This window comes from Novosphingobium sp. Leaf2, from assembly GCF_001421325.1.
Classification (GTDB): Bacteria; Pseudomonadota; Alphaproteobacteria; order Sphingomonadales; family Sphingomonadaceae; genus Novosphingobium.
Genome location: NZ_LMJY01000020.1, coordinates 50,459 through 67,857, shown reverse-complemented (window position 1 = coordinate 67,857; position 17,399 = coordinate 50,459). Strand labels below are relative to the sequence as shown.

Here is a 17,399-nt window from a genome sequence, read left to right as displayed (position 1 = left end):
TTCGCCCTCACTTTGCCGAATCCGGCAGCGGCACGGCCACGGTCATGTCCTGTACCGGCTGCACGCCGGCATCGCGCCACGCGGCAATTCCCAGCACCACCAATGCCAGCAGCACGATGATGGCGATGGCGCCGGCAAGCCCAGCCTTGCGTTGTATGACCGTCACTTGCCTTCCTTCACCATGCTTGCGCTGCGACCTAGCGCAACTATAGGCGATCCGGCAATGGACGTTCAACAGACCCGGTTTTCCCCGCAGGAAATTGCGGCCCTGGCGCGCCGCATCGATCGCCCGATCGTGCTGGTGGGGATGATGGGCGTGGGCAAGTCCAGCGTGGGCAAGCGGCTGGCCTCCCTGCTCCACTGCGCCTTCATCGATGCCGACGACGAGATCGAACGCTCCGCACAGATGAGCGTGCCGGAAATCTTCGAGACGTATGGCGAGGATTATTTTCGCGACGGGGAGCGCCGCGTCATCGCGCGGTTGCTGGCCGAGCATGCCGGGGATGACAAGATCGTGATCGCCACCGGCGGGGGCGCTTTCGTCAACCCGGAAACCCGTGCCCTGATCCTGAACAAGGCGATCACCGTGTGGCTGGACAGCGATGTCGCCACGCTGGTCGATCGCACCGCGCGCAAAGGCAACCGCCCGCTGCTGCGCACCGGCGACCCGCACGAGATCCTCAGCCGCCTGCGCGATCAGCGCGCCGCCGATTACGCGCAGGCGCCGATCCACGTCACCAGCGGCAGCGGGCCGCATGTGCAGACCATCAACAAGGTGCTTCAGGGAATTTCGCAATGGCTGTGATCCGCGTCGACATCGCCGGGCGCCCATACGACGTGCGCGTGGGCACAGGCCTGCTGACGGACCTTGCAGCGCAATGCGGGGCCCGCCTGCGCAAGCGCCAGGTGCCGATCGTGACCGACACCAACGTCCACGCGGCCTGGGGGCCGGCAGTGGAAGCGTCCTTGCGTGACGCCGGGCTGGAGCCATGCTGGCGCATCCTGCCGCCGGGCGAACACACCAAGTCGTGGGACGAACTGGGCGCGACGGTGAACTGGCTGCTCGGCCTGGGGGTGGAGCGCGGCGATCACATCATCGCGCTGGGCGGCGGCGTGATCGGCGACCTGACCGGGTTTTGCGCCGCCGTGCTCAAACGCGGGTGCCACTTCATCCAGGTGCCCACGACGCTGCTGGCGCAAGTCGATTCCAGCGTCGGCGGCAAGACTGCTGTCAACACGCCTGCCGGCAAGAACCTCGTCGGCGCCTTCCACCAGCCCGCGCTGGTGCTGGCCGATCTTGCCGCGCTGGACACCCTGCGGCAGCGTGAACTGCGGGCCGGCTACGCGGAAGTGGTGAAGTACGGCCTGATCGACGATCCCGCCTTCTTCGGCTGGTGCGAAGCCAACGGCGCGGCGATGATCGCGGGCGACGCCGCCTTACGTGAATATGCCGTGGCCCACTCGGTCGCCGCAAAGGCGCGGATCGTGGCGCAGGACGAATTCGAGACGACCGGCCAGCGCGCCCTGCTCAACCTTGGCCACACCTTCGGGCACGCGCTCGAAGCGCAGACCGGTTTTTCGGACCGGCTGCTGCATGGCGAGGCGGTGGCGCTGGGCATGGTGCTGGCGGCGCACTATTCCGCGCGCCAGGGCCTGATGCCGCAGGCCGAGGCGGATCGCATCGGCCGCCACATCGGTTCGGTGGGTCTTCCCGCATCCTTGCGCGATCTGGGCCTCAATTGCGATGGCGCCGCGCTGGTGCACCACATGACGCATGACAAGAAGATGGACGCCGGCACCCTGCCCTTTCTGCTGCTCAGGGGTATCGGCCAGACCTATCTGGATAAGCAGGTGTCGCTGGATGACGTGGCGCGCTTCCTCGATACCAAATTGGCCTAAATCGAACCTGCCGTCCCGATTTGACGGCGCGCGTTCGGCATGACATTTCCGTTTCGCACAACGATAATCACGGGGGGTGTGAAAGCACAAAGATGACTGCCGCCGAAGCCACCCCCGAACTCGATTTTCCCGAACATCCCGCCCCCGGCGACCGCGCGTTCCTGGGCCATCCCAAGGGCCTTGGCCTGCTGGGCCTTGTCGAGGCGTGCGAGCGGTTTTCGTATTATTCCATGCAGACGCTACTGACGCTCTACATGGTCAAATACCTGCTCCTGCCCGGCCGGCAGGAAACGGTCATCGGGCTTGGCTGGCTGAAAGCGCACGTGTTTCCCGGCCTCGAAGGCCAGCCGCTCGCCTCCGAGATTTTCGGCACCTACACCGCGCTGGTCTATCTCACCCCGATCCTGGGCGGCATTCTGGCCGATCTGCTGCTGGGCCGCCGCGCCGCGCTGATCGCGGGCGGGGCGATCATGGCGCTCGGTCATTTCCTTATGGCGTTCGAAGGCGCGTTCCTGTTCGCGCTAATCGCGCTGGTGGTGGGCGTCGGCCTGTTCAAAGGCAACATCGCCAGCCAGGTGGGCGAACTGTATCGCGCCGGGGACCCGCGCCGCGCCATGGCGTTCCAGATCTTCTACATCTTCATCAACGTGTCCGTCATCGCCGCCCCGCTGGTGTCCGGTACGCTGGGGGAAAAGGTCGGCTGGCACTGGGGCTTTGGCTGCGCCGGCGTGGTGATGGTGGCGGGCCTCGTGCTGTATATCGCTGCACGCCCGTGGCTGCCGGCCGATACCAGGGCGGACAAGGCAGCCGGAGCGACCAAACCGCGCGCGCGGTTCCTCCCCGGTGACGGGCCGCGCCTGGTGGCGGTGCTGGTGCTGGTGCCGATCATGGCGATTTCGCTGCTGACCAACCAGCAGATCTTCAACGCCTACCTCGTATGGGCGGACCAGCAGTTCCAGCTGACGTTCATGGGAGAGACGCTGCCCACCAGCTGGATGATCACCATCGATGCCACGCTCAGCTTCTCGATGCTGGTCGCGGTCGCCGCGTTCTGGGCCTTCGTCGGCAAGCGCACCGGCAAGGAGCCGGACGAACTGGGCAAGATGATCCTGGGCTGCGGCTTCATCGCGGTGGGCGCGGGCTGCCTCTATCTGGCCGCCGCCACGCAAGGGACCGGCAAGATCGGGCTGTTCTGGCCGGTCATGTTCCACCTCGTCAACTCGATCGGTTTCGCCCACCTGCTCCCGGTCAGCCTGGCGCTGTTCACCCGCCTTGCGCCGCGCGCGCTGAACGCCTCGATCGTGGGGATCTACTACCTTGCGTTCTTCGCCGCGAACCTGGCGGTGGGTAAGATCGGCACGCTGTTCGAAACGATGCCCACCACACAGTTCTGGCTGCTGCACATGGCATCGGCAGGCGTTGGATTAGTCGGCTTTGCGGTGTTCAAACTGTTCTTCTCGCGCCGCCTGATGGGCGGTGAACCGACTTCGGCAGGCTAGCCGAACACGGCGACGGACTGCATGCCGGCCATCGCCAGCCGGCCGTCAGCATGCCACTGGGTGATACGCTCGCTCACCGCGCCATCAGTCGCCGCTTCGCTGGTCGAGCGGATAAGCCACCAGCCGTCCTGGGGCATGGCGGCGTCCAGCACGTTGACGTGCCACTGCGTCGAACTCATGGGCACATCGGCAGGTACGGAGAGCCACGCCGCCGCCGGCAACACGTCGCCGCACGCCACGCATAGCACCTCCGGGTGCAGCCCTTCCCCTTCGCGCAGCCGTGCCCAGCAGCCGATGTCCGCGGTGCCCGGTATAACCGGCAGGGCCATGCGCACCTCGAAGTGGCTGCGTAGAAATACCGGCGCGCGATCCAGCGGGAGCGGCGGTGCATCCGCCGGCGCAACGACATTGTCCGGCAATGGGATGCCCGGCATCGCCAACACACTGGGCCGGCTCGCCATGAACACGAAACTGGCGGAAAACCCCACGCCTTGGTCATCCCGCAATTCCGATGCGACCCAGGTTACGTTGCGCCCTTTGCGCACCACCCGCGCACGGGCCTCGATCCGACCGGCGAGCGGCGCGATCATCGAAAACTGCCCGGAACGCAGCGGGGGCACATCAGGAAAGGCGTTTCGCGCCGCAGCCAGCGCAATGGCAGACGTCAGTCCGCCATAGGCCGTGCGCCCCTGCAGCCAGTCCGGCGTAATGTGAACCGTAAAGCCATTGTCCAGGGGCTCCGCCCCGGCAAGCAGTTCGGCCAGGCTTGCCATCAGAACAGGCGCGATCCGTTGGGCACGCGCGCGTCCGGCGAAAACAGCGTGACCCGCCCCTGTGCGTCCGCAAACCCCAGCGTCAGCACTTCTGACAAGGCCTTGCCGATCTGCCGCACGGGAAAGTTCACGACCGCCGCCACCTGCCGCCCCACAAGATCTTCAGGCGCATACAGCGCCGCCACTTGCCCGACGCTTTTCTTCTCGCCGATGCCGGGGCCAAAGTCGATCCGCAGCTTGTAGCTGGGCTTGCGGGCACCTTCATACACCTCGGCGGCGATCACGGTGCCCACGCGGATATCGACCTTCAGGAAATCATCAAAACCGATCGGCGGCGCAGCGGGCGCCGCCGGGTCGTGATCCAGATGCATGTCATTCCAGTTCGAGGATGATGGCGTCCACCGCCAGGCTTTCGCCCGCCTTGGCGTTGACCGTCTTCACCACGCCGGACTTTTCGGCGCGCAGGATGTTTTCCATCTTCATGGCTTCCACCACGGCGAGCGGCTGGCCAGCTTCCACCTTGTCGCCCTCGGCCACGTTGAGCGACACCAGCAGGCCGGGCATCGGGCAAATCAGGAAGCGCGAAAGATCGGGCGCCACCTTTGCAATCATATGGCGCGACAACGCGGCCACGTGGGTGGGCAGGCACACCACCTTGTGGATCGCGCCGCGGGTGGTCATCTTGAAGCCGGTGCGGCTGGCCTCCAGCTTGAGCACCAGTTCCTCGCCGTTCACTTCGGCTTCCACGAAACGGTCGCCCGGCGTGTATTCCAGTTCGAGATCGACCTCCTGCCCGTTGACCGTCAGCAGATCCTCGTCGAGAGCGACATCGTAAGCAGCCCCATCGATCGTGACGGTCCACTCGCCCGGCGGCTGCAGCGCACGGCCCAGCTGCCCTTCGATCCGGCGCGAGCGATCCGCCCGTGCGGTGGCGACGAACGCGGCGACGGCGGCCAGCTTTACCTTCAGATCATCGGACGCGGGCGCGCCGTGGAAGCCTTCGGGGTATTCCTCGGCGATGAAACCGGTGGTCAGTTCGCCCGAGCGGAAGCGCGGGTGCTGCATGATCGCGGAGACGAAATCGATGTTGTGGCCCAGCCCCTCGATCTCGAACGCGTCGAGCGCGGCGACCTGCTTGTCCGCCGCCTCGTCACGCGTCTCGCCCCAGGTGATCAGCTTGGCGATCATGGGATCGTAGAACATCGACACTTCGCCGCCTTCGTAGACGCCGTCGTCCACGCGCACGCCGTCCACGCCCCGGCGCCCGTTTTCGGCACCATCATCCGTCCAGCCTTCGACCGGCGCGTTATAGCGCGACAGGCGCCCGGTAGAGGGCAGGAACCCGCGATAGGGATCTTCGGCATAGACGCGGTTCTCGATCGCCCAGCCGTCGATCTTCACATCGTCCTGCGTCATCGCCAGCTTTTCCCCAGCGGCGACGCGGATCATCTGCTCGACCAGGTCGATGCCGGTGATCGCCTCGGTAACGGGATGCTCCACCTGCAGGCGGGTGTTCATTTCCAGGAAGTAGAAGCTCTCACCCGTGGGATCGGCGCCTGAAACGATCAGTTCCACCGTGCCGGCCGAATAATACCCCACCGCGCGCGACAGGGCGACGCACTGCTCGCCCATCGCCTTGCGCATCTTGGGGGTGACGAAGGGGGAAGGTGCTTCCTCCACCACCTTCTGATGGCGGCGCTGGATCGAGCATTCACGCTCGTTCAGGTACAGGATGTTGCCGTGCTTATCGCCCAGGATCTGGATTTCGATGTGGCGCGGGTTGAGGATGAACTTCTCGATGAACACGCGGTCATCGCCGAACGAATTGAGACCCTCGCGCTTGGTGGCCTCGAACCCTTCGCGCACATCCTGTTCGTTATAAGCCAGGCGCATGCCCTTGCCGCCGCCGCCGGCGCTGGCCTTCATCATCACCGGGTAGCCGATTTCCTCGGAGATGCGCACCGCATGCTCGGTATCCTCGATCTCGCCGACAAAGCCGGGGACCACGTTGACGCCGGCCTTCAGCGCCAGCTTCTTGGATTCGATCTTGTCACCCATCGCGGCGATTGCGTTCACCGGCGGGCCGACGAAGGCGATGCCTTCCGCCGCCAGCGCCTCGGCGAACGACGTGCGCTCGGACAGGAAGCCATAGCCCGGATGCACCGCATCGGCGCCGGTCTGCTTGCAGGCGGCGATGATCTTGTCCGCGATCAGGTAGGACTGCGCGGCGGGCGCGGGGCCGATATGCACCGCCTCATCGGCCATCTGCACGAACGGCGCGCGCGCATCGGCATCGGAATAGACCGCCACCGTAGCGATGCCCATCCGCCGCGCGGTCTTGATGACCCGGCACGCAATCTCGCCCCGGTTCGCGATGAGGATTTTCTTGAACAACCCCGTATCCTCCAAAATTCAGTCGCCGTGCATAAACCAGCCAGCGTTGAGCATTAAAACGGTTATAAAAAGCATAAGGATCAAGCCGAAGACGACAGCTCTAGCGCTCGATTCCATTGCCAAAGCTCCTACTCCGCTGCCTCCAGCTTCGCGCAGCCCTTGGGCATGCGCTGCGCTTCGACTTGGGCGGCCGTCAGTTCGATCGCCATGGGCTTGAGGCCGAGGCGTGCGAACATCGCCATGTCGTTGTCGTCGCCCGCGTTGGGCGCGGTGAGGAGCTTGTCGCCGGTGAAGATCGAGTTCGCGCCGGCCATGAAGCACATCGCCTGCGTCATCTCCGACATCGATTCGCGCCCGGCGGACAGGCGCACCATCGAGCCGGGCATGGTGATGCGCGCCACCGCCACGGTGCGCACGAACTCCACGTCGTCGATCTTGGCCAGCGGCGTGTCGGCCAGCATATCCCCCAGCACGGTGCCCTTCACCGGCACCAGCGCGTTGACCGGCACCGACTGGGGATGTTCGGGCAACGTGGCGAGCGTGTGAATGAAGCCCACCCGGTCGGCCCGCGTTTCACCCATGCCGACGATCCCGCCCGAGCACACGTTGATCCCCGCCATCCGCACGTTGGACAGCGTATCGAGCCGGTCGTCCATCGTGCGCGTGGTGATCACCTGATCATAGCGTTCGGGCGAGGTGTCGATGTTGTGGTTGTAATAATCGAGGCCCGCCTCGCTCAGCATGTCGGCCTGCGCTGGCGTCAGCATGCCCAGCGTCATGCAGGTTTCCATGCCCATCGCGCGCACGCCCTTCACCATCTCGATGATGGCGGGCATGTCGCGGTCCTTGGGGTTGCGCCAGGCCGCGCCCATGCAGAAACGCGTGGAGCCCTGGTCCGCCGCCTGCGCCGCGCGCTGCAACACCGCCTGCACATCCATCAGCTTGGTGGCCTTGACGCCGCTGTTGGCCGACACCGACTGCGAGCAGTAGCCGCAATCCTCCACGCAGCCGCCGGTCTTGATCGACAGCAGCGTGGACAGCTGCACTTCGTCGGCCCGGTGGCTGGCGCGGTGGACCTGCGCGGCCCGGAACACCAGTTCGGGGAATGGCAGGTCGAACAGGGCGGCGATCTCGTCACGCGTCCAGTCGGTGCGCACCACGGGCGAAGGGGAGGTTTGCGTCATCGTCTTTCCTCAGGCGGCCAAGGCCAAAGCCGGGTCATAGAACGCGAGGCCGCCATGATCCAGCGTCACTCCGCCGCTTCCAGTTCGGAACCTGCCGGCGGCATGTTGTGGCCAAGCAGGCGCAGCACGTCTGCGGCACATTCCACCACGTTGGAACCGGGGCCGTAAATGCCCTGAACGCCCGAGTTGCGCAGATACTCGTAGTCCTTGGCCGGGATCACGCCGCCAGCGATCACCTTGATGTCGCTGCGCCCGGCGGCGCGCAGTTGCTGGATCAGTTCCGGGATCAGGGTCTTGTGGCCTGCGGCAAGGCTGGACGCACCGACGACATCGACGTCGTTGTCGAGCGCGAGCACCACCGTTTCCTCCGGCGTCTGGAACAGCGGGCCGGAGACCACGTCGAAGCCCATGTCGCCAAAGGCGGAGGCGATGACGTTGGCGCCGCGATCATGGCCGTCCTGGCCCATCTTGGCGACGAGCAGCTTGGGCTTGCGACCCAGGCGGCGCTCCACCGCAGCCACCCCGTCCAGCACTTGCTGCCAGCGGCTGTCACCCTCGTACGGCGCGCTATAAACCCCCTTAACCGGGGTGGGCTGGGTGCCATAGCGCTGGAAGCTTTCCTCCATCGCCGCGCTGATCTCGCCCAGCGTGGCGCGCGCGCGGGCGCATTCCACAGCCAGCGCCAACAGGTTGTTCTCGATGCTAGATTCGCCCGCGGCCCCATCGCGCAGCGCCTTGAGCGCAGCCTGGCACGCAGCCTCGTCACGCTGCGCCTTCATCTTGTTGATGCGGGCGATCTGCCCTTCGCGTACCTTCGCGTTATCGATGTCGAGCGTCTCGATCGGGTCTTCGCTGGGGAGGCGATACTTGTTGACACCCACGATCACATCGTCGCCCCGGTCCACGCGGGCCTGACGGGCGGCGGCCGCGGTTTCGATCATCGCCTTGGGCCAACCGGCGGCAACCGCCTTGGCCATGCCGCCTTCGGCCTGCACCCGCTCGATGATCTCCCACGCCTGGTCTACCAGTTGCTGTGTCAACGCCTCGATGTAATACGAGCCGCCAAGCGGATCGACGACCTTGGTCATCCCGGTTTCTTCCTGGATGACGATCTGCGTGTTGCGCGCGATACGGGCCGAGAAATCCGTCGGCAGCGCGATCGCCTCGTCCAGCGCGTTGGTGTGCAGCGACTGGGTGCCGCCCAGCATCGCGGCCATCGCCTCGATCGTGGTGCGGATCACGTTGTTGTAGGGATCCTGCTCCTGCAACGAGACGCCCGAGGTCTGGCAATGGGTGCGCAGCATCTTGGAACGCTCGTCCTTGGCGCCCAGATCGGTCATCACCCGGTGCCACAGCACGCGCGCAGCGCGCAGCTTTGCGATTTCCATGAAGAAGTTCATGCCGATCGCGAAGAAGAAGCTCAGGCGTCCCGCGAACTTGTCGATATCGAGGCCGCTGGCCACCCCGTATTTCACGTATTCCGCGCCGTCGGCGATGGTGAACGCCAGTTCCTGCACCTGCGTCGCGCCCGCTTCCTGCATGTGATAGCCGGAAATCGAGATCGAGTTGAACTTGGGCATTTCGCGGCTGGTGTAGCCGAAGATGTCCGAGATGATCCGCATGCTGGGTTCGGGCGGATAGATGTAGGTGTTGCGGACCATGAACTCCTTGAGGATGTCGTTCTGGATGGTCCCGTCGAGCAGCTTGCGATCGACGCCCTGCTCCTCGCCCGCCACGATGAAGAACGCCAGGATCGGGATCACCGCGCCGTTCATCGTCATCGAGACGGACATCTGATCGAGCGGGATACCGTCGAACAGGATCTTCATGTCCTCGACCGAGTCGATCGCCACGCCCGCCTTGCCGACATCGCCGACGACACGCGGATGGTCGCTGTCGTATCCGCGATGCGTCGCCAGGTCGAAGGCGACCGACAGGCCCTTTTGGCCCGCCGCGAGGTTACGGCGATAGAAAGCGTTGGATTCCTCGGCGGTGGAGAAACCGGCGTACTGGCGGATAGTCCAGGGGCGCCCCGCATACATCGAGGCGCGCACACCCCGCGTAAACGGCGCGAACCCCGGCAGGCCCGGATCGACGGTCACGTCCTCGGCGGTGTAGAGCGGCTTGACCGCGATGCCTTCGGGCGTGTTCCACGTCAGGTCCTTGCCCTTCACCTCCTTGGTCGCGGCGGCCTGCCACTTTTCGAGGTCCGGGTTTGGCGAAGGCTCGGCAAGATCGCGCGCCTGCGGGGCGACGCCGCTGTCCTCGCCGGTGTTGGTCTCGATGGTGGGGCCTTCCGGGTTGCCTGACGGCCTGGACGTGTCGCTCATCGTTCTACCTCGTGTATCCTGCCCCCGCCGGGGGCGTGGAAAGCTCAGTGTGCGCCCTTTGGCGTTTCCATGATCTCGGTCAGCTGGCCGCCCATGTCCCGGGGGTGGACGAAGAAGATCAGCGTCCCGTGCGCGCCCATGCGCGGCTCGCCCAGCACCCGCTTGCCCTTGCTTTCGAACCAGGCCTTGGCGGCGTGGATGTCCGGCACTTCGTAACAAATGTGATGCTGACCCCCCAGCGGGTTCTTTTCCAGCCACTTGCCAACAGCGGAATCCGCAACGGTAGGCTGGAGCAGTTCGATCTGCGTGCCCGCCGTGCCGTCTTCGCCAGGCGTATTGACGAAGCACACGCGCACCTGCTGACTTTCCAGCACAAAGGGCTCGGTCACGTACGTCGCGCCCATCACGTCCTTGTAGAACGCGATCGCGGCATCAAGATCGGGCGTGGCGACGCCGATGTGATTGAGCCGGCCCAGCTTCATGCGGCATGCTCCACATTCTCGATAATGAGGGCGATGCCCTGCCCACCGCCGATGCACATGGTGATCAGGCCGTAGCGGCCGCCGATGCGCTGCAGTTCGTAGGCGCATTTCACGGTCAGCATCGTGCCCGTTGCCCCGACCGGATGGCCGATGGATACGCCCGAACCGTTCGGGTTGACCTTGTCCGGATCCAGACCGAGGGCGTTGATCACTGCGCAGGCCTGCGCGGCGAAAGCCTCGTTGCTTTCGATCACGTCGATCTGGTCAAGCGCAAGTCCAGCCCGCTTCAATGCGATGGGAACGGCCTGGATCGGCCCCTCGCCCATGTATTCCGGCTCAACGCCGGCATGACCCCAGGCGACGATACGCGCCAGCGGCTTGAGACCGCGCTTTTCCACTTCCGTGCCCGTCGCCAGAACGACGGCTGCGGCGCCATCGTTGATACCGCTGGCGTTGCCGGCGGTAACGCTGCCGTCCTTCTTGAACGCCGGGCGCATTTTCGCAAGCACGTCCATCGTGGTGTCCGCTTTGACGTGCTCGTCAGTGTCGAACACCGTGACGCCCTTGCGGGTCTTCACTTCCACGGGCAGGATCTGGTCCTTGAAGCGGCCTTCCGCGATCGCGTGCGCAGCGCGCTGGTGGCTGGTGACGGACAGCGCGTCCATCGCCTCTCGCGTGATGCCGTAGCGCTCCGCCATGTTTTCGGCGGTGATGCCCATGTGATAGCCGCCGATCGCATCGGACAGGCCGAGCGTCAGTGCGTCTTCCTGGGTGTTGGCGCCCATCTTCCTGCCCCAGCGCACGCCGTGGTCATGATACGGTACGTTGGACATCGATTCCGCGCCGCCCGCCAGGGTGATCGACGCTTCGCCCAGCTTCATCATCTGCGCCGAGGAAATGATCGACTGCACGCCCGAACCGCACAGCCGGTTAAGCGTGAGCGCGGGCGTTGCAACAGGCACACCTGCGTTGATGCCGATGACACGGGCCAGCATCTGGTCGCGCGCGCTGGTGGGCATCACCTGGCCGATCACCACATGCTCGACCGCCTCGGGCTCAACCCCCGCGCGCTTGAGCGCCTCAACCGCAACAAGTGTACCCAGCTCTGCCGGCATGAAGCCCTTGAGCGAGCCGCCAAAGTCTCCAACAGCGGTACGCACGCCGCCGACGATGTAGATGTCTTCCATGAACTGCCGTCCAATCCTACGTTTTATGTCTGCAGATCACATCGGCCCGAAGCGCCGGTCATCCTACTCTCACAAGTGCCAAGCCGGGCGCTGCGCGTCACAGCGGAATGTTGTCGTGCTTCTTCCAAGGGTTTTCGAGGGACTTGTTCCGCAGCTTGCGCAAGCCCAGCGCAATGCGGCGCCGGGTGGAATGCGGATAGATCACCTCGTCGATATAACCCCGGCTCGCCGCCACGAACGGATTGGCGAAGCGGTCCTCGTATTCCTTGGTCTTGGCGGCGATGCCATCGGCGTCCAGCCCCCGGAAGATAATCTCCACCGCGCCCTTGGCACCCATCACCGCGATCTCGGCGGTGGGCCATGCGTAATTGAGATCGCCCCGCAGATGCTTGGAACTCATCACGTCATACGCGCCGCCATAAGCCTTTCGCGTGATGACGGTGATCTTGGGCACCGTGGCTTCGCCATAGGCGAACAGCAGCTTGGCACCGTGCTTGATGATGCCGTTATGCTCCTGGTCGGTCCCGGGCAGGAAGCCGGGCACGTCCACGAAGGTGATGATCGGTATCCCGAACGCATCGCAGAAACGCACGAAGCGCGCCGCCTTGCGTGAGGAATCGATATCGAGCACGCCGGCCATCACCATCGGCTGGTTGGCGACGATGCCCACTGTGCGCCCCTCGATGCGGCCAAAGCCGATCAGGATGTTGCCGGCATGCAGCGGCTGAAGCTCGAAGAACTCCCCCTCGTCCACCGTCTTGCGGATCACTTCGTGCATGTCGTAGGGCTGGTTGGCCGAGGGCGGCACGATCGTATCCAGGCTGTGCTCAAGCCGGTCCCACGCGTCCGCCGTTGGCCGTTCCGGCACATCGTCGCGGTTGGAAGACGGCAGGAAATCAAAGAAATCGCGCGCCGCCAGCAGCGCCTCGATGTCGTTTTCCAGCGCCATGTCGGAGACTGACGTCTTGCTGGAATGGACGATGGCGCCGCCAAGCTGCTCCTGCGTCACGACTTCGTTGGTCACCGTCTTCACCACGTCCGGCCCGGTGACGAACATGTACGAACTGTCCTTCACCATGAAGATGAAGTCCGTCATCGCCGGCGAATAGACCGCGCCGCCCGCGCACGGCCCCATGATCAGCGACAATTGCGGCACCACGCCCGATGCCAGCACATTGCGCTGGAACACATCCGCATAGCCGCCCAGCGAGGCGACACCTTCCTGGATGCGCGCGCCGCCGCTGTCGTTAAGGCCGATAACGGGCGCGCCGACCTTCATCGCCGCATCCATCACCTTGCAGATCTTCTGCGCGTGGCGCGCCGAAAGCGAACCGCCGAACACCGTGAAATCCTGGCTGAACACATAGACCAGACGACCATTGATCGTGCCCGATCCGGTAACCACCCCGTCACCGGGGATCTTCTGGTCCTGCATCCCGAAATCGACGCAGTCATGCTCGACGTAAAGGTCCATTTCCTCGAAGCTGCCCTCATCGAGCAGGACGTCCAACCGTTCACGCGCCGTCAGCTTGCCCTTGGCGTGCTGCGCGTCGATCCGCTTCTGCCCGCCGCCCAGCTTGGCGGCATCCCGACGCTTCTCCATTTCGGCGATATTGGCTGACATCCGGTTCCCTCGACCCTCGCGTGGACACAAGCATGCAAAAATGCTGTGACTGCTAAGGCATCGGAAACCACCAAGGTCAACCGTTTTAATCGAGCGATTAAACAGTTTGTGGTTGGTTTACGTCATCCATCCGTATCACGATGCCTTGGACGTATGCGGTTCATTTCAGCAGCACCATTTCCTCCGCCATGGTCGGATGAATCGCAACCGTCGCGTCGAAGTCGTGCTTGGTAAGCCCCGCCTTCACCGCCACCGCAGCCGCCTGCATGATCTCCGGCGCGTCCGGACCGATCAGGTGAATACCCAGAATCCGCTCGGTCTGCGCTTCGCACACCATCTTGTAGAGCGAGCGTTCGTTACGGTGCGCCACCACGTTCTTCATGGGGCGAAAATCGCTCGTGTACACTTTCACGCTACCGTACTTTTGCGTCGCCTGTGCTTCGGTGAGACCGACGGCGGCGATCGGCGGATGGCTGAACACGGCGGAGGGGATGCACCCGTAATCCACCGTGGTCGGCTTGTTGCCGAACACCGTATCGGCAAACGCCTGCCCTTCGCGAATGGCGACCGGGGTCAGTTGCACCCGGTCGGTCACGTCGCCTACCGCATAGATGCTTTCCACATTGGTGCGCGAATGTTCGTCGACGGCGATACCGCCACGCTCGTTCAGTTCGACGCCCACGGTATCCAGCCCCAGGCCTTCGATGTTCGGCACGCGCCCTGTGGCGAACATCACGCAATCCACGTCCAGCGGGTCATGGTTGCTCATGAACACGCGCAGGCAGCCATCGTCCTGCTTTTCGATCTTTTCGAACGCCGCGTTGAAGCGGAAATCGATGCCCTTGGTCAGCGAAATCTGCAGCAGGCGGTCCCGCACGCTTTCGTCGTATCCACGCAGCAGCGTGTCCGAGCGGTTGATGAGCGTGACCCGGGCGCCGAACTGGTGGAAAATCCCGGCAAACTCGTTGGCGATGTAACCGGCACCGGCGATCAGCACCCGCCTGGGGATGGCATCGAGGTGGAAGGCCTCGTTAGAGGTGATGCCCAGTTCGTGCCCCGGGCATGACGGTACCGACGGACGCGCACCGGTAGCAATCAGGATATACTTGGCGGTCTTTTTCTCCCCGTTTGCCAGCGTGACTTCGTTGGGGCCGGTGATCGTCGCACGCTCGTGGAAAATCTCCACCGCGTTGTTCTCAAGCGTCTGGGTATACAGCCCGTTCAGGCGATCCACGTCGCCCAGCACGTTATCGCGCAGTTTCACCCAATCGAACGTGCATTCGCCCACGTCCCAGCCGAAACGCTTGGCGTCTTCAAGATCCTCGGCAAAGTGCGCGCCGTAAACCAGCATCTTCTTGGGCACGCAGCCGCGGATCACGCACGTACCGCCGACCCGGAACTCCTCTGCCACCGCTACGCGCGCGCCATACGCCGCCGCGACGCGGCTGGCCCGAACCCCGCCCGAACCGGCGCCGATGGTGAAAAGGTCGTAATCGTAGTCGGCCATGAAAAAATGCTCCGGCGTAGTCTGATCGGGATGGAGCGGCATATGGGCCATGGCAGGGCCGATTGCTATGACCGGCGGTGGCATCCATCGCGCTTTTCCAATCGCCCCGAGCGATGAACAGTCCGCCGCAACCCTATTGTCAACCGATGGAGTAGAGTTATATTCAAGGCCTCAGATCGGGAGATGACCCATGGCGCATTCGTTCCCTACAAGCCTGACCACCGCTGCTGATAACGAAGATCCGCTGATCCTGCTGATCCCCGGCCTTGACGGCAGCGGCCCCGGCCACTGGCAGCGCCGCTGGGCGCAGGAGTTCGACAACTGTGAGGTCGTCGAACTCGTCACGTGGGACAATCCGCACCGCAACACGTGGATCAACCGGCTGAACCTGGCCGTCCACCGTGCCGGAACGCGGCCCGTAATCCTCGTCGCCCACAGCCTGGGCTGCATCCTCACCGCATGGTGGGCCAAGTTCGAGCAGCCCGAAAACCGCGTGCTGGGCGCGCTGCTGGTCGCGCCGCCGGAAGTCGATTTCTTTCCACGCGACGAGCGGCTCACCAGCTTCGCGCCCACGCCGCAGACGCCGCTGCCCTTCCCCTCCATGCTGGTGGCCAGCAGCAACGATCCCTGGATGGGTTTTGCCACGTCGCAGCGCCTGGCGGATCAGTGGGGAAGCACGTTCGTGCATGCGGGCGCTTTGGGCCACATCAATGCCGATTCGCATCTGGGCAGCTGGGATGACGGCAAGCGCCTGCTGGCGCACCTGGCATCCGGCAGCGTGACGATCAACGATCCTAGCCCCGCGCCCGCTGCGCCGCAGCGCAAGCCCCGGGTGCGCCTGCACGGCTGACCTGCCGCCCGTTGGTACCGCGCGCCTAGTTTGACCAGGTAGCTGCCAGTGCGCTCATCGGCCGGCCGGCTTGGCTGGCGCCACCGGATCTGGCTGCGTGCGCCGTCAGAATCGCGGCCAGGAAAGAAAGGCAGGCGGCAATGATGATCGTCTTTCCCATCGCGGGGCTCCTTGTCCGGCCTGTCTGGATTCGGCTTGCGCGATAAAGGGCCGTCGCGGTTTCGCCAAAGAAAAAGGCCGCCGAAATCGGCGACCTTCCTCGGTATGAACAAGAGTTAATCGGCGGCGTTACCCGACGATTTCTTCCGGCTTGAAGAAGTAGGCGATTTCAATCGCCGCGTTTTCGTCCGAGTCCGATCCGTGGACCGAGTTGGCCTCGATCGATTCCGCGAAGGTCTTGCGGATGGTGCCCTCGGCAGCGTCTGCCGGGTTGGTGGCGCCCATCACATCGCGGTTGCGCTTTACCGCGTCTTCGCCTTCGAGCACCTGGACCACCACGGGGCCGGAGATCATGAACGACACCAGGTCGTTGAAGAACGGGCGTTCCTTGTGGACGGCGTAGAAGCCCTCGGCCTGTTCCCTAGTCAACTGGATGCGCTTGGACGCAACGACACGCAGGCCCGCATCTTCCAGCAGCTTGGTGACGCCACCGGTCAGGTTGCGGCGGGTCGCGTCAGGCTTGATGATCGAAAAGGTGCGGGTAACCGCCATGGGACGTGTCCTTGCAAGAAAGGGAAACTGCTGTTGCGCGGGCCCCTAGCGGGGTTTGCGCAAACCGGCAAGCCGGGCCGAACGAAAGCCCTGGAGCCCTAGGCGGCGTGGACAAATTCCGCAGCGCCACGACTGGAGGCAAAAGCCGTCAGTTCAAGGAGGAGAGGTGATGGAATATGTCGATATTTCGAGCCGAGCCGACGCGGAAGTGGCGGCTTTTGGTCCAGCCCCTTCGGGGTTTGCCTGTACAGGGCCCCGGCAGCGTTGCTCCGCCTTGAAAGAGGCCCGCTCTTCCTTCGGCATCGCGCCTTGCCGGGGCCCTGTACAGGCAAATCGTGGCGTTGCGGAATTTGTCCACGCCGCCTAGCCCGCCTGCACCCAACGGCCTCCCTCCTGCTTCCAGTAGAAATGCTCGACTCCGGCACGCGCGCGCAGATCGCGCCACACGCCGCGTGCCTGCTCCACTGCGGCATCGTCGAACAGATAGAACGTGCGCGCAAAAGGCGTTGGCCCTTCGCGCCACTGCCCGTCCGCGATCGCCAGAAAGGCCGCGCCGTTCACGGGATCGGGCGTTTCCGAAAGCAGGATCGGCTGATGCTCCTCGTGCCCCTCGCCCGCCTGCCCGTGCGCCAGGAAAGCCTCGGGCGCGAGCGACCACAACCCGCGTGAGATACGCTCGCGCTGCTCGGCATCGCCCGACACGACGAGCAGCCGCCCGCCATCCGACACCACCTTGCGCGCGATCAGCGGCAGCGCGGTTTCGGCCGGATCGCGGCTGAGCTGGTAGAAGTCCACTCTCACGCTGGCTTACCCCCCGCGCCTGCCCTGCGGCACCGTTCCGAACAGTAGCGCACGTTGTCCCAGTCCCGCTCCCACTTCTTGCGCCAGGAAAACGGCAGGGCGCATGCGGCGCAGATCTTTTCGGGCAGATCCGCCTTGCGCCGCATGCGGGGCATCGC

18 protein-coding genes are annotated in these 17,399 nt (G+C 64.5%); 4 read left to right on the top strand and 14 right to left on the bottom strand.

Annotated features, from left to right (window positions below; translation table 11 throughout):
- Positions 1-7: 7 nt before the first annotated feature.
- Complete coding sequence (locus ASE49_RS18370) at positions 8-166, bottom strand: hypothetical protein (protein WP_156370354.1); 159 nt, start codon at positions 164-166, stop codon at positions 8-10.
- Between the two features lie 57 nt (positions 167-223).
- Between ASE49_RS18370 and ASE49_RS15725 the strand changes: the two genes are divergently transcribed.
- From ASE49_RS15725 to ASE49_RS15715, 3 genes are all read left to right on the top strand, one after another.
- Complete coding sequence (locus tag ASE49_RS15725) at positions 224-805, top strand: shikimate kinase (protein ID WP_056774672.1); 582 nt, start codon at positions 224-226, stop codon at positions 803-805.
- Complete coding sequence (gene aroB / locus ASE49_RS15720; protein WP_056774670.1) at positions 796-1,899, top strand: 3-dehydroquinate synthase; 1,104 nt, start codon at positions 796-798, stop codon at positions 1,897-1,899. The genes ASE49_RS15725 and aroB overlap by 10 nt, the downstream gene beginning before the upstream one ends.
- Before the next feature lie 92 nt (positions 1,900-1,991).
- The gene (locus ASE49_RS15715) at positions 1,992-3,398 is read left to right on the top strand and encodes a peptide MFS transporter (RefSeq protein ID WP_056774668.1); all 1,407 of its coding nucleotides are present in this window, start codon (positions 1,992-1,994) and stop codon (positions 3,396-3,398) included.
- Here ASE49_RS15715 and ASE49_RS15710 read toward each other — a convergent pair.
- The 9 genes from ASE49_RS15710 to gor form a co-directional block, all read right to left on the bottom strand.
- Positions 3,395-4,171, bottom strand: a complete 777-nt coding sequence (locus ASE49_RS15710) for a thioesterase family protein (RefSeq protein ID WP_056774665.1) — start codon at positions 4,169-4,171, stop codon at positions 3,395-3,397. The genes ASE49_RS15715 and ASE49_RS15710 overlap by 4 nt on opposite strands.
- Entirely contained in the window at positions 4,171-4,542 is a 372-nt protein-coding gene (locus ASE49_RS15705; protein WP_056774663.1) for a tRNA-binding protein, read from the bottom strand. Before ASE49_RS15705 ends, ASE49_RS15710 begins: the two co-directional genes overlap by 1 nt.
- A 1-nt stretch (position 4,543) precedes the next feature.
- Positions 4,544-6,565, bottom strand: coding sequence for an acetyl-CoA carboxylase biotin carboxylase subunit (locus ASE49_RS15700; RefSeq protein ID WP_056774660.1), 2,022 nt, complete (start codon positions 6,563-6,565; stop codon positions 4,544-4,546).
- A gap of 128 nt (positions 6,566-6,693) precedes the next feature.
- Positions 6,694-7,749: a biotin synthase BioB gene (bioB, locus tag ASE49_RS15695; protein WP_056774657.1), complete on the bottom strand. Its 1,056-nt coding sequence runs from the start codon at positions 7,747-7,749 to the stop codon at positions 6,694-6,696.
- A 65-nt stretch (positions 7,750-7,814) separates the two neighbouring features.
- A complete protein-coding gene (gene scpA / locus ASE49_RS15690; RefSeq protein WP_082456518.1) occupies positions 7,815-10,079 on the bottom strand; it encodes a methylmalonyl-CoA mutase in 2,265 nt (754 codons plus the stop codon).
- 44 nt (positions 10,080-10,123) lie between these two features.
- Positions 10,124-10,561, bottom strand: a complete 438-nt coding sequence (mce, locus tag ASE49_RS15685; protein WP_056774655.1) for a methylmalonyl-CoA epimerase — start codon at positions 10,559-10,561, stop codon at positions 10,124-10,126.
- Positions 10,558-11,748: a beta-ketothiolase BktB gene (gene bktB / locus ASE49_RS15680; RefSeq protein ID WP_056774652.1), complete on the bottom strand. Its 1,191-nt coding sequence runs from the start codon at positions 11,746-11,748 to the stop codon at positions 10,558-10,560. Before bktB ends, mce begins: the two co-directional genes overlap by 4 nt.
- 97 nt (positions 11,749-11,845) lie before the next feature.
- The gene (locus ASE49_RS15675; RefSeq protein WP_056774648.1) at positions 11,846-13,372 is read right to left on the bottom strand and encodes an acyl-CoA carboxylase subunit beta; all 1,527 of its coding nucleotides are present in this window, start codon (positions 13,370-13,372) and stop codon (positions 11,846-11,848) included.
- A gap of 160 nt (positions 13,373-13,532) precedes the next feature.
- Complete coding sequence (gene gor / locus ASE49_RS15670) at positions 13,533-14,879, bottom strand: glutathione-disulfide reductase (RefSeq protein ID WP_056774934.1); 1,347 nt, start codon at positions 14,877-14,879, stop codon at positions 13,533-13,535.
- A gap of 190 nt (positions 14,880-15,069) precedes the next feature.
- Between gor and ASE49_RS15665 the strand changes: the two genes are divergently transcribed.
- Positions 15,070-15,729, top strand: a complete 660-nt coding sequence (locus tag ASE49_RS15665) for an RBBP9/YdeN family alpha/beta hydrolase (protein WP_056774646.1) — start codon at positions 15,070-15,072, stop codon at positions 15,727-15,729.
- A 25-nt stretch (positions 15,730-15,754) separates the two neighbouring features.
- Here the strand turns inward: ASE49_RS15665 and ASE49_RS18850 are convergent, their stop codons facing one another.
- From ASE49_RS18850 to ASE49_RS17925, 4 genes are all read right to left on the bottom strand, one after another.
- Complete coding sequence (locus ASE49_RS18850) at positions 15,755-15,889, bottom strand: hypothetical protein (protein ID WP_268778256.1); 135 nt, start codon at positions 15,887-15,889, stop codon at positions 15,755-15,757.
- A gap of 128 nt (positions 15,890-16,017) precedes the next feature.
- Positions 16,018-16,440 carry a nucleoside-diphosphate kinase gene (ndk, locus tag ASE49_RS15660; RefSeq protein WP_056774642.1) on the bottom strand — a complete coding sequence of 141 codons (423 nt, stop codon included), beginning with the start codon at positions 16,438-16,440 and terminating at the stop codon, positions 16,018-16,020.
- 363 nt (positions 16,441-16,803) lie between these two features.
- Positions 16,804-17,241, bottom strand: a complete 438-nt coding sequence (locus ASE49_RS15655; RefSeq protein ID WP_056774639.1) for a DNA polymerase III subunit chi — start codon at positions 17,239-17,241, stop codon at positions 16,804-16,806.
- A complete protein-coding gene (locus tag ASE49_RS17925; protein WP_082456517.1) occupies positions 17,238-17,396 on the bottom strand; it encodes a DUF2256 domain-containing protein in 159 nt (52 codons plus the stop codon). Before ASE49_RS17925 ends, ASE49_RS15655 begins: the two co-directional genes overlap by 4 nt.
- Positions 17,397-17,399: the final 3 nt, after the last annotated feature.